The sequence below is a fragment of the Streptomyces sp. NBC_00354 genome (assembly GCF_036106915.1).
Classification (GTDB): domain Bacteria; phylum Actinomycetota; class Actinomycetes; order Streptomycetales; family Streptomycetaceae; genus Streptomyces.
In genome coordinates, this window is the sequence record NZ_CP107983.1 from 3,765,328 (window position 1) to 3,777,500 (window position 12,173).

Below are 12,173 nucleotides of genomic sequence, written 5' to 3' on the forward strand. Positions count from 1 at the left end.
GCGCCGCAGGCATTCCCCCACCTCTACCCCCGCGCCCCACGCGGCACTCCCGCATGCCCGACTCGGTCGCGAGCCAGCGCGGAAGCGTCCATTCCGCGTATTCAACCGATCAAAAATCGATCACCAACTGCGACTGAATATGCCTTCGACACGCAACAGAAGTGTCGGAATCGGTGATTTGAGCAACTGGGTGTAGTGCTGCCTGTACGAAGCGTTATTCTCCTCAAACGCATGCCACCGCCCATCTGTCGCCACGACGGGTGAACGGTTTCGCACTGCACGTGATGGAAGCTCTGCCTCTGGGAGTCCCGTGTACCCACCTGTCGGGGTTGACGCCTCGGGCCTGGCTACGCTGCGCGCAACGGTCCTCGACCACCTGCGCGGCTTCGTCCCCACCGCGTACGCCGTCCCCGCCTTCGCCGCCGCGGTCCCTGCCGGCCTCGGCCCGGCCGGTCCTTGCTATGCCCTGACCGACGGCGGCGCGACGGTGGGCAGACGCGGTCGCACGGGGGGAGGCACCGGCGCCGCCGGTACGAGCGCGCCCGCCGCACGCCGCCCCACCGCGGACAGCGACCAGGCCCGCATGATGGACCTGGTCGAACGCGCCCAGGCCGGCGAGGCCGAGGCCTTCGGCCGGCTGTACGACCAGTACAGCGACACGGTCTACCGCTACATCTACTACCGCGTCGGCGGCAAGGCGACCGCGGAGGATCTCACCAGCGAGACCTTCCTGCGCGCGCTGCGCCGCATCTCCACCTTCACCTGGCAGGGCCGCGACTTCGGCGCCTGGCTCGTCACGATCGCCCGCAACCTGGTCGCGGACCACTTCAAGTCCAGCCGCTTCCGTCTGGAAGTGACCACGGGCGAGATGCTGGACGCGAACGAGGTGGAACGATCCCCCGAGGACTCGGTCCTGGAGTCCCTCTCCAACGCCGCCCTGCTGGAAGCCGTACGCAAGCTCAATCCCCAGCAGCAGGAGTGCGTGACCCTGCGGTTCCTCCAAGGCCTGTCGGTCGCCGAGACCGCCCGGGTGATGGGGAAGAACGAGGGCGCCATCAAGACGCTCCAGTACCGGGCGGTCCGCACCCTGGCCCGCCTGCTCCCGGACGACGCCCGCTGACCTCCGCCCGGCCCCGCACCGCCGCCCGGCGCCTCACCCTGCGGCTCCCCCCACGCCCCGCAGACCCCCCACGCCCCGCAGACCCCCCACACCTTCCGACCCTCCTGACAATCCACACAACCGGTGACCCCTCGATGACGCTGTGGTCCGATCATCCTTCGTCCGTAACCCAAGTGCCGCGCCGCTCGTTGTGCGGGATGCAGGCTCCCTGTGGACACGCCTTACCCGAAGCCGCTCACTCGAAAGTGTGGATGTGCTCAAGGAAGGCAACCTTCCGGACACCTAGGGGAGTCGATCGTCATGACGAGAGGAGGTGCCGCCAGTGATCGCGAACGTGACTCCGCACCGGCGGGCGAACGCCTTCGCCCAGGCCCTGGAGGATCGGACCCCATCCGACCTTTCGGAACCGGACCCGGCGGCCGAGCAGTCCGAGGCACCTGCCGAACCTGCCGACCACGACCGGTTGTTGGCCCTGGCGAGCGCGTTCGGCGAAAGAATGCCGCGCCCGGTGCTGGACCCCGAGGTCAAAGTGGTGCAACGAGCCCAGCTCGTTGCCGCCATGGAGGCCATGGTGATGGAAGAGAGGGCCGGGGGCCGCGCCGCCTCGGACCCTCAAGTGCCCGAGCAGCGGACCGGCCGCGGCGCCCACCGGGCGACCTCGCTCCGGAAATTGCGGCCCCGCTCCCGCTGGTCCAAGGGCATCGCAGCGGGCGGCCTCACCGTAGGTGTGGCCGCGGGGGCCTTCAGCGGCGTGGCCGCTGCCAGCACGGACGCCCTGCCCGGTGACTCCCTCTACCCGATCAAACGGGGCATGGAGGATCTGAAGCTCGGCATGGCCGACGAGGACTCGGACCGCGGCGAGCTCTACCTCGACCAGGCCTCCAACCGCCTGTCGGAAGCCCGCAGGCTGATGGAGCGCGGCCGGACGGGCGTACTGGACCACGAGTCGCTCGGCGAGATCCGCCGGGCCCTCGCGGGCATGAAGCACGACGCGGCGGAGGGCCACCGGCTCCTCCAGGCGGCCTACCAACGGGACGGCTCGCTCGGCCCGATCCAGGCGCTGTCGTCGTTCTCCCGCTCGCACCGCGACGCGTGGGGCCGGCTCCGGGAGAAGCTCCCGGCGCAGCTCACCGACGTGGGCGGGGAGGTCGAGTCGGTCTTCCAGGCCATAGACGATGACGTGGCACCCCTCCAGAGCCTGCTCCCGAAGGCCCCGGAGCAGACCCGCGGCGTCTCCGGTACCCCGGCCAAGCCGAGCGCTCCGGGTGGGCAGCACCAGTCCGCACCGGCGGCGGGCGCGCCATCGGCCAGCCCGACCGCGCCCGCGACCACCGGCGCCAAGCCGTCACCGGCTCCCGGCGGCGGCCTCCTGGGCGGCACGGGCGACCTCCTGCACCCGCCCGCGGGTCAGAACACCCCGGGGGCATCGTCCTCCCCGGAGCACGTACAGCCGGACATCACCCTGCCGCCCCTGCTCCCCGGCCTCCTCCCGGGCCTGGGCCTGAAGGCGGAGGGCTCCGAGTAGGACCCGGAACGGCCGCAGGCCCTCACCCCCGAACGGGGTGAGGGCCTGCACCATGAAACGAACTCAGAAGAACACGGACCGCCGCTGCACCAGCAGCTTGGCCCCTCCGCCTGCCGGCCTCGCACCGCTCCGCGGGCTTCGGCCGACTGCGCCGGACTCCGTCCGTCGGCCACGCCCGGGCGGCGTCACGCCCGCAGCCCAACCCACTCAGAAGAACACGGACCGCCGCTGTACCAGCAGCTTGTACAGCGTGTGCTGGATCTGCTCGCGGACCTCGTCCGTCAGGTTGAACATCAGCATCGGGTCCTCCGCCGCCTCCGGCGGATACGCGTCCGTCGCGATCGGCTCGCCGAACTGGATCGTCCACTTCGTCGGCAGCGGCACCGCCCCCAGCGGTCCCAGCCACGGGAACGTCGGCGTGATCGGGAAGTACGGAACCCCCAGCAGCCGCGCCAGCGTCTTCGCGTTGCCGACCATCGGGTAGATCTCCTCCGCCCCCACGATCGAGCACGGCACGATCGGCGTCCCCGCCCGCAGCGCCGTCGACACGAACCCGCCCCGACCGAACCGCTGGAGCTTGTACCGGTCTCCGAACGGCTTCCCTATCCCCTTGAAGCCCTCCGGCATCACCCCGACCAGTTCCCCCGCCTCGAGCAGCCGCTGCGCGTCCTCCGAGCACGCCAGCGTGTGCCCGGCCTTGCGCGCCAGCTCGTTCACCACCGGCAGCATGAACACCAGGTCCGCCGCCAGCAGCCGCAGGTGCCGCTGCGCCGGATGGTGGTCGTGGACCGCCACCTGCATCATCAGCCCGTCCAGCGGCAGCGTCCCGGAGTGGTTCGCCACGATCAGCGCCCCGCCCTCGGCGGGGATGTTCTCGATGCCCTTGACCTCGACCCGGAAGTACTTGTCGAACAGCGGCCGCATCAGGGACATCAGGACCTGGTCCGTCAGCTCCTTGTCGTAGCCGAACTCGTCGACCTCGTAGTCCCCGGTGACCCGCCGCCGCAGGAACGCCAGCCCGCCGGCGATCCGCCGGTCCCACGCGGCCCCGCCGGACTTCACGGGAGCGGACTCCGCCGCGGCCGGCTCCGCGGCCTCGGCCACCGGCTCCGGCGCGGGCACCGCCCGTACTCTCCGGGTCCCGGCGCCCCGCCGGCGGGGCCGGTCCTCGTCGAACGGAATGACCTTGGCGTCCGCCACTATCGCTGCGCTCCCTCTTCGGATCCGGCAACCCCGACGTTCACGTTCAACATTCCGGCAACCCGGTCCACGGCCTGCCCCGCGCGCTCCGGCGGCAGCAGCCCGTTCCCCCGGCTGCGCGCGAAATCGGCGAAGGTCTCGGCGGTCGTGTACATGGGCTTGAATCCCAGCACCTCCCGCATCTGGGACGTCTCCACGACCCGCCCGTGCGTGAGGAGTCTGATCTGCTCCGGCGAGAAATCGGTGACCCCCACCGCCCGCAGCGCCGACCCCACCCACGTCACCGCGGGCAGCAGCAGCGGCACCGTCGGCCGCCCCAGCCGCCGGGCGCACTGCGACAGCAGCAGCACCCCGTCACCCGCGATGTTGAAGGTCCCGCTGTTCAGCGTCCCGCGCTGGGGCTCCGCCGCCGCCAGCCGCAGCACGTCCAGCACGTCATCCTCGTGGACGAACTGCAGCCGCGGGTCGTACCCCAGCACCGTCGGCATCACGGACATCGAGAAGTACTCGGCGAGCGAGGAATCCGCGTACGGCCCCAGGATGTTCGCGAACCGCAGCACGCACACCGCCACGTCGGGCCGCCTGCGCGCGAAGCCCCGTACGTACGACTCGACCTCGACGGCGTCCTTGGCGAAGCCTGCCGGCGGCAGCGACTTGGGCTGCGTGGTCTCCGTGAAAACGGCCGGATCCCGCGAGGCGCCCCCGTACACGCTCGTACTGGACTTCACCACCAGCCGCCGTACCGTCGGCGACTTCTGGCAGGCCCCCAGCAGCTGCATCGTCCCGATGACGTTGGTCTCCTTGACGGAGCTCCCCGTGCCGCCCGGCCCCGCTCCGCTCCCGGTCACGGCGAGATGGACCACCGTGTCCACGGCGTGCTCGGCGAGCACCCGCGCGATGGACGACTGCCGGATGTCCGTACGGACGAACTCCGCCGAGCCCAGCCGGTGCGGCGGCGCGACCGCGTCGACCGCGATGACCCGCTCGACGTCAGGATCACGCTGGACCCGCCGCACGAAGCGGCCCCCCAGCTGCCGGGCTGCCCCGGTAACGAGCACGACCTTCCCCACGAGCTCAGCGCCTTCCTCGTCGTCCCCCGGCTACACCGCAGCCCCTCCACCAAAGGATGGTGGAGGGGCTGCGGAGAACACGTACAGCTGCCGTTTACTTCTTGTTACGGCGCTGGACGCGGGTGCGCTTGAGCAGCTTGCGGTGCTTCTTCTTAGCCATCCGCTTACGCCGCTTCTTGATAACAGAGCCCACGACTACCCTCGCTCACTTCTCGGAACATCCCCGCGTCAGCGGGGAACGGTGCGGGGCGTCTGGGCCCACACGACCTACGTCGGCCTAGCCTACCCGCCCGAGCTCTTAGCCTGTAATCCGAGGGGTTCGGAGAGTTCGCCGGAGCTTCAGTCTCAGGCCGACTCCACCCCCACATAGGACTCTCGGAGGTACTCGTGAACCGCGTTCTCGGGGACCCGGAAGGACCGGCCCACCCGGATTGCGGGCAGATGACCGTTGTGCACCAGGCGGTACACGGTCATCTTCGACACTCGCATCACCGAGGCGACCTCCGCCACGGTCAGGAACTGAACCTCACTGAGAGGCCTCTCGCCAGCAGCCATGACACACCTTGACCTTCCGCGCATGACGGGCACCGGCTTCCCCTCCGGTTACTCCTCGTCGTCGCACGCTCACTCCCCAGAGTAGGGGCGTGTGATACGAGTGGGGAAGAGGAGCTACGGCCACTCCTGTGCACCCGGCAGACTCGCCCGATCGAGTAGATACCGAATGAGCGGTCTGTAGTAGTCCGCGCGCACCGCGTCATCAAGCGGAACAGCCACCGCCACCCGCCCCTCCGCCTCGCCGACGAACAACGCCGGGTCGTCCGTATCCGCCAGCCCGATCGCCTCCACACCGAGCTGACCTGCGCCGCAGACCCACCCGTGATCCCCCACCACCAATTCCGGCAACGGCCCGCCGGCCTCCGCGAGCGCCCCGAGCGCGATCCGAACCGGCAGGGGTGAATGGGTGTGCACGCCGGTTGCACTCCCCGGCGGCCGCGCGCCGGGTTCCCGCACCAACGCGACTCCCCGTACGTAATCGATGCTGTGCCTGCGTACGCCGAACCGGGTCGCCATGTCGACACCCGCCCCCTGCGCCGGAGTGAGCACAACACATCCCACCGCCGACAGGGCCCGCGCCAAACTGGCGTAGAACCCCAGGAGACGGTGCGGATGTCCCGTCCCGAACAACACCGGCGACCGCGCCCCGGCCGCCTCGCGCAACCGCTCCGCGAACGCCTCCAACGCCGCCAGCGTCAGCTCCGGATCGATCACGTCCGGCCCGTTGACGTGCGCAGGATCCGCCGAGACCCCGCACTTGTCCGCCATCAGCCTCAGCAGGTCACCCTCGCCCCAGCCCCACTCCGGATCCAGCCCCAGCAGCACCCGCGGATCCCGCGCTGCGAACAGCCGGTAACTGCGCAGGCTCTCCTCCCGCGAGGTGGCGACGGGCCCGGCCAACCGGGCGGCCAGCAGATGCGCACGCAGCGCGCCGGTGCTCAACACCCTCCGATGCTGCCGCACCCGACCTGGCAGATCATCAATTCCGGCGAACAGCCCCACACCTGGCGTAACGATGCATCACCGCTCCCAGGCCTTCCGGCCGCCTTACGTGAGCAGGCCGCGCAACGGGAACACCGCCCGCCGGGTCGCCAGAACGGCCTGATCGATCCGGTCGGCCGGATCGTAGCCCGCCTCCCAGTCCCGCCACGCGACCGCCCGCCCGTCCGTCATCCGGGCCGGCGCCGGCTGCCGCGTCCGCGCGTACACCTCGTCCCGCCACGCCTCCGGCACCGCCGACTCCGGATCGACCGGATGGTGCGCCGCGATGCCCACCAGATGCGTCCACGACCGCGGTACCACGTCCACGACCGCGTACCCGCCGCCGCCCAGCGCCAGCCAACGGCCCCCCGCATGCTCGTGCGCGAGCCGGTGACACGCCTCCTGCACCGCCCGCTGCGCATCCAGCGACACCGCGAGATGCGCCAGGGGGTCCTCGAAATGCGTGTCCGCCCCGTGCTGGGTCACCAGCATCTGTGGCCGGAAGTCCTCCAGCAGCTCGGGCACCGTCGCATGGAAGGCCCGAAGCCACCCCTCGTCCCCGGTCCCGGCGGGCAGCGCCACATTCACCGCCGAGCCCTCCGCGGCCGGCCCGCCCGTCTCCTCCGGCCAGCCGGTCTGCGGGAACAGCGTCCGCGGATGCTCGTGCAGCGAGACCGTCAGCACCCGCGGGTCGTCCCAGAATGCCGCCTGGACCCCGTCCCCGTGGTGCACGTCCACGTCCACGTACGCGACCCGCTCGGCCCCCAGCTCCAGCAGCCGCGCGATCGCCAGCGCCGCGTCGTTGTACACGCAGAACCCGGCGGCCCCACCCGGCATCGCATGGTGCAGCCCGCCCGCGAAGTTCACCGCGTGCTCGGCCTCTCCGTGCCAGACCGCCTCCGCGGCCGCCACCGACTGGCCCGCGATCAGCGCCGACGCCTCGTGCATCCCATGGAAGGCCGGATCGTCGATCGTCCCCAGCCCGTACGACCCGTCGGCCACCCCCGGATCCGCGGACACCTCGCGCACCGCGGCCACGTAGTCCTCCCGGTGGACCAGCCGCAGCGTGGAGTCCCCCGCCGCGCGGGCCGCCCGTACCTCCATCTCCCGGTCCAGCCCGAAGGCACGCACCAGGCCCATGGTCAGCGCCAGGCGCACCGGGTCCATCGGATGGCTCGGTCCGAAGTCATACCTCGTTACCGCCTCGTCCCACATCAACAGCCCGGTCACCGGCTCGCCGCTCATGCCCGACACCGTATCGGGCGCCCTCCGAGCCGAACGAACGGGCGTGGAAGAGTGTCACAAGCACCAGCGCCATCGGCACGAGCATCGCGCCCCGGTAGCTCCAGGCGTCCCCGATCCCGCCGACGAGCGGCGATCCGATCAGGAAGCCGACGTAGTTGAAGATGTTCAGCCGCGCGACGGCCGTATCGGAAGCCCCCGGGAAGAGGCGCCCCGCGGCCGCGAAGGTCTGCGGCACGATCACGCACAGCCCGATCCCCAGCAGCGTGAACCCGAGCATCCCCGCCCACGCCCCGGGCGCCGCCGCCACCACCGCGAACCCGGCGGCCGCGACCAGCGTCCCGATCCGTACGACGGCCACCGCCCCGAAGCGCCGCACACCCAGGTCCCCGACGGCCCGCCCGATCAGCGTGGTCACCATGTACACGTTGTACGGGACCGTAGCCAGCTGCTCCGAGCTCCCCAGCACGTCCTGGAGGTACTTGGCGCTCCAGTTCGAGACGGTCGAGTCCCCGATGTACGCACACGCCATCACCAGGCACAGCGGCAGCAGCAGCTTGAACCCGCCGGCCCCCAGCCCCTTCTCGGGGACTTCCCCCTCGCTGCTCCGGTCGACGTAGGACCGGCTCCCGTAGAAGGCGAGCGGCACCAGCACCAACACGGCCGGCAGGTACGAGGAGAACAGCGACAGATGCCAGTGCGCCCCGGCCCAGGCCGCGGACGCCCCGACGATTCCGCCGAGGCTGTACGCGGCGTGGAAGCCGAGCATGATGCTGCGCCCGTACGCCCGCTGCAGGCTGACCCCGAGCATGTTCATCGAGGCGTCCAGCGCGCCGACGGACAGTCCGAACGCCCCCAGGGCCAGCGCCACATGCCACATTGTGCTGCCGGCCCCGACCCCCAGCAGGGAGAGCAGGACCAGCGGCTGCGCCCACCGCAGTACGGCGGCGGGTCCGACCCGCTTCACGAGGTGTTCGGTGGCGACGCTGGAGACCCCGGCGAGAACCGGCACGGCGGCGAGGAATGCGGGAAGCAGCCCGTCGGATATCCCGTACCGGTCCTGAATGGCGGGGATCCGCGTCACGAGGAGGGCGAAGGTCACGCCCTGCACGAAGAAGCTGAACCCCAGGGAGCCCCGGCCCCGGAGCAGCCGTACGTCTTCTGTCATGGCGGCACAGCGTAGGCCCGTGGGCTACCCGTGGGTAGAGAGATCACACAGGCAGTTCCAGAAGCCCCGTCAGCTCCTTCATCTCCCCGAAGAAACCGGTGGCCCCGGCCAGCCGCTCGGCGGGCATCATCCCGGTGAACCCGTACACGTCCATCCCGGCGGCGACGGCGGCCTGCACCCCGAGCGGGCTGTCCTCGACCACCACGCACCGCGACGGCTCGACGCCCATGGCCCGGGCCGCGTGCAGGAACAGATCGGGAGCGGGCTTCCCCTTGCCCACGTCCTGCGAGCTGAAGATCCACTCCTCTTCGAACCACCCGTCGAGCCCGGCCGCCCGGTGCCCGACCCGGATCCGCTCGTGGCTCCCGGAGGAGGCCAGGCAGTACGGCACCCCGTGGGCGGTCAGCGCTCCGAGTACGTCCACCACGCCGGCGACGGGCGTCAGCTCCCGCTCGAAAGCGGCGAACGTCCGCGCGTGCAGGGTCGCATCGAACGCAGCAGGCAGCCGCTCCCCGGTCCGCTCGAGCACGAGATCGTGCACCCGGTGCACGGCAGCACCCATGTAGTCGCGGATCGAGTCCTCGTACGAGGTGGGGTGCCCCAGCTCGGTCAGGTACCCGGCGAGGATGCTGTTGGCGACCGGCTCACTGTCCACCAGCACGCCGTCGTTGTCGAAGATGACGAGGTCGTAGCCCATGACCCCGACCCTATGCAAAAGATGCCCGTAAACGCAGAAAAGCCCCGTACCGGATACCCGGTACAGGGCTTTCTACAATGATTGTTCGGCGGCGTCCTACTCTCCCACAGGGTCCCCCCTGCAGTACCATCGGCGCTGAAAGGCTTAGCTTCCGGGTTCGGAATGTAACCGGGCGTTTCCCTAACGCTATGACCACCGAAACACTATGAAATTTGAACATGCTGGTGTTGACACAGCTGTTCGTTATTTCAGAACTAACACAGTGGACGCGAGCAACTGAGGACAAGCCCTCGGCCTATTAGTACCAGTCAGCTCCACCCGTTACCGGGCTTCCACATCTGGCCTATCAACCCAGTCGTCTACTGGGAGCCTTACCCTCTCAAGGAGGTGGGAATACTCATCTTGAAGCAGGCTTCCCGCTTAGATGCTTTCAGCGGTTATCCCTCCCGAACGTAGCCAACCAGCCATGCCCTTGGCAGGACAACTGGCACACCAGAGGTTCGTCCGTCCCGGTCCTCTCGTACTAGGGACAGCCCTTCTCAATATTCCTACGCGCACAGCGGATAGGGACCGAACTGTCTCACGACGTTCTAAACCCAGCTCGCGTACCGCTTTAATGGGCGAACAGCCCAACCCTTGGGACCGACTCCAGCCCCAGGATGCGACGAGCCGACATCGAGGTGCCAAACCATCCCGTCGATATGGACTCTTGGGGAAGATCAGCCTGTTATCCCCGGGGTACCTTTTATCCGTTGAGCGACGGCGCTTCCACAAGCCACCGCCGGATCACTAGTCCCGACTTTCGTCCCTGCTCGACCCGTCGGTCTCACAGTCAAGCTCCCTTGTGCACTTACACTCAACACCTGATTGCCAACCAGGCTGAGGGAACCTTTGGGCGCCTCCGTTACTCTTTGGGAGGCAACCGCCCCAGTTAAACTACCCATCAGACACTGTCCCTGATCCGGATCACGGACCGAGGTTAGACATCCAGCACGACCAGAGTGGTATTTCAACGGCGACTCCACCCCAACTGGCGTTGGGGTTTCAAAGTCTCCCACCTATCCTACACAAGCCGAACCGAACACCAATATCAAACTATAGTAAAGGTCCCGGGGTCTTTCCGTCCTGCTGCGCGAAACGAGCATCTTTACTCGTAGTGCAATTTCACCGGGCCTATGGTTGAGACAGTCGAGAAGTCGTTACGCCATTCGTGCAGGTCGGAACTTACCCGACAAGGAATTTCGCTACCTTAGGATGGTTATAGTTACCACCGCCGTTTACTGGCGCTTAAGTTCTCAGCTTCGCACGCCCGAAAGCGCACTAACCGGTCCCCTTAACGTTCCAGCACCGGGCAGGCGTCAGTCCGTATACATCGCCTTACGGCTTCGCACGGACCTGTGTTTTTAGTAAACAGTCGCTTCTCGCTGGTCTCTGCGGCCACCCCCAGCTCACGGAGTAAATCCGATCACCAGTGATGGCCCCCCTTCTCCCGAAGTTACGGGGGCATTTTGCCGAGTTCCTTAACCATAGTTCACCCGAACGCCTCGGTATTCTCTACCTGACCACCTGAGTCGGTTTAGGGTACGGGCCGCCATGAAACTCGCTAGAGGCTTTTCTCGACAGCATAGGATCATCCACTTCACCACAATCGGCTCGGCATCAGGTCTCAGCCTTATATGAGGGACGGATTTGCCTACCCCTCGGCCTACACCCTTACCCCGGGACTACCACCGCCCGGGCTGGACTACCTTCCTGCGTCACCCCATCGCTTACCTACTACAAGTCTGGTTCGTCGGCTCCACCACTTTCCTTTCCCCGAAGGGTCCGGAACGGCTTCACGGACTTAGCATCGCCTGATTCGATATTGGGCGTTTCAAAGCGGGTACCGGAATATCAACCGGTTGTCCATCGACTACGCCTGTCGGCCTCGCCTTAGGTCCCGACTTACCCTGGGCAGATCAGCTTGACCCAGGAACCCTTAGTCAATCGGCGCACACGTTTCTCACGTGTGTATCGCTACTCATGCCTGCATTCTCACTCGTGAACCGTCCACAACTAGCTTCCGCTGCTGCTTCACCCGGCACACGACGCTCCCCTACCCATCACAGCGGGCGTTGGCCCTATTGCTGCAATGACACGACTTCGGCGGTACGCTTGAGCCCCGCTACATTGTCGGCGCGGAATCACTTGACCAGTGAGCTATTACGCACTCTTTCAAGGGTGGCTGCTTCTAAGCCAACCTCCTGGTTGTCTCTGCGACTCCACATCCTTTCCCACTTAGCGTACGCTTAGGGGCCTTAGTCGATGCTCTGGGCTGTTTCCCTCTCGACCATGGAGCTTATCCCCCACAGTCTCACTGCCGTGCTCTCACTTACCGGCATTCGGAGTTTGGCTAAGGTCAGTAACCCGGTAGGGCCCATCGCCTATCCAGTGCTCTACCTCCGGCAAGAAACACACGACGCTGCACCTAAATGCATTTCGGGGAGAACCAGCTATCACGGAGTTTGATTGGCCTTTCACCCCTAACCACAGGTCATCCCCCAGGTTTTCAACCCTGGTGGGTTCGGTCCTCCACGAAGTCTTACCTCCGCTTCAACCTGCCCATGGCTAGATCA

Annotated in this window: 10 protein-coding genes and 2 rRNA genes (1 of these 12 running past the window's edge); 2 read left to right on the forward strand and 10 right to left on the reverse strand. The window is 67.6% G+C overall.

Features of this window, described 5'->3' with window-relative positions; genetic code table 11:
• Positions 1 to 310 precede the first annotated feature (310 nt).
• Complete coding sequence (locus OHT74_RS16875; RefSeq protein ID WP_266996372.1) at positions 311 to 1,120, forward strand: ECF subfamily RNA polymerase sigma factor, BldN family; 810 nt, start codon at positions 311 to 313, stop codon at positions 1,118 to 1,120.
• 322 nt (positions 1,121 to 1,442) lie between these two features.
• The gene (locus OHT74_RS16880) at positions 1,443 to 2,645 is read left to right on the forward strand and encodes a DUF5667 domain-containing protein (protein WP_328620636.1); all 1,203 of its coding nucleotides are present in this window, start codon (positions 1,443 to 1,445) and stop codon (positions 2,643 to 2,645) included.
• Positions 2,646 to 2,852: 207 nt separating this feature from the next.
• Here OHT74_RS16880 and OHT74_RS16885 read toward each other — a convergent pair whose 3' ends face one another.
• From OHT74_RS16885 to OHT74_RS16930, 10 genes are all read right to left on the reverse strand, one after another.
• Positions 2,853 to 3,845 carry a lysophospholipid acyltransferase family protein gene (locus tag OHT74_RS16885; RefSeq protein WP_266996368.1) on the reverse strand — a complete coding sequence of 331 codons (993 nt, stop codon included), beginning with the start codon at positions 3,843 to 3,845 and terminating at the stop codon, positions 2,853 to 2,855.
• Complete coding sequence (locus OHT74_RS16890) at positions 3,845 to 4,915, reverse strand: NAD-dependent epimerase/dehydratase family protein (protein WP_328620637.1); 1,071 nt, start codon at positions 4,913 to 4,915, stop codon at positions 3,845 to 3,847. Before OHT74_RS16890 ends, OHT74_RS16885 begins: the two co-directional genes overlap by 1 nt.
• A 94-nt stretch (positions 4,916 to 5,009) precedes the next feature.
• The gene (locus OHT74_RS16895; protein WP_003948845.1) at positions 5,010 to 5,108 is read right to left on the reverse strand and encodes a 30S ribosomal protein bS22; all 99 of its coding nucleotides are present in this window, start codon (positions 5,106 to 5,108) and stop codon (positions 5,010 to 5,012) included.
• A gap of 152 nt (positions 5,109 to 5,260) precedes the next feature.
• The gene (locus OHT74_RS16900; RefSeq protein WP_008738568.1) at positions 5,261 to 5,470 is read right to left on the reverse strand and encodes a helix-turn-helix domain-containing protein; all 210 of its coding nucleotides are present in this window, start codon (positions 5,468 to 5,470) and stop codon (positions 5,261 to 5,263) included.
• A 114-nt stretch (positions 5,471 to 5,584) separates the two neighbouring features.
• Positions 5,585 to 6,415 carry a phosphatase gene (locus tag OHT74_RS16905; protein WP_266665099.1) on the reverse strand — a complete coding sequence of 277 codons (831 nt, stop codon included), beginning with the start codon at positions 6,413 to 6,415 and terminating at the stop codon, positions 5,585 to 5,587.
• Positions 6,416 to 6,517: 102 nt separating this feature from the next.
• Positions 6,518 to 7,666 carry an acetoin utilization protein AcuC gene (locus tag OHT74_RS16910; RefSeq protein ID WP_328623333.1) on the reverse strand — a complete coding sequence of 383 codons (1,149 nt, stop codon included), beginning with the start codon at positions 7,664 to 7,666 and terminating at the stop codon, positions 6,518 to 6,520.
• Entirely contained in the window at positions 7,638 to 8,861 is a 1,224-nt protein-coding gene (locus OHT74_RS16915) for an MFS transporter (RefSeq protein ID WP_328620638.1), read from the reverse strand. Before OHT74_RS16915 ends, OHT74_RS16910 begins: the two co-directional genes overlap by 29 nt.
• 43 nt (positions 8,862 to 8,904) lie before the next feature.
• Positions 8,905 to 9,558 carry an HAD family hydrolase gene (locus OHT74_RS16920; protein WP_266996361.1) on the reverse strand — a complete coding sequence of 218 codons (654 nt, stop codon included), beginning with the start codon at positions 9,556 to 9,558 and terminating at the stop codon, positions 8,905 to 8,907.
• An 83-nt stretch (positions 9,559 to 9,641) separates the two neighbouring features.
• A 5S ribosomal RNA gene (gene rrf, locus OHT74_RS16925) occupies positions 9,642 to 9,758 on the reverse strand.
• Positions 9,759 to 9,836: 78 nt separating this feature from the next.
• A 23S ribosomal RNA gene (locus OHT74_RS16930) occupies positions 9,837 to 12,173 on the reverse strand; it runs 787 nt beyond the window's last position.

Bases quoted from the DNA above. Each gene is read 5' to 3' on its own strand.
- OHT74_RS16900 (WP_008738568.1), bottom strand. From the start codon at position 5,470: ATGGCTGCTGGCGAGAGGCCTCTCAGTGAGGTTCAGTTCCTGACCGTG.
- OHT74_RS16910 (WP_328623333.1), bottom strand. From the start codon at position 7,666: ATGTGGGACGAGGCGGTAACGAGGTATGACTTCGGACCGAGCCATCCG.
- OHT74_RS16915 (WP_328620638.1), bottom strand. From the start codon at position 8,861: ATGACAGAAGACGTACGGCTGCTCCGGGGCCGGGGCTCCCTGGGGTTC.
- OHT74_RS16920 (WP_266996361.1), bottom strand. From the start codon at position 9,558: ATGGGCTACGACCTCGTCATCTTCGACAACGACGGCGTGCTGGTGGAC.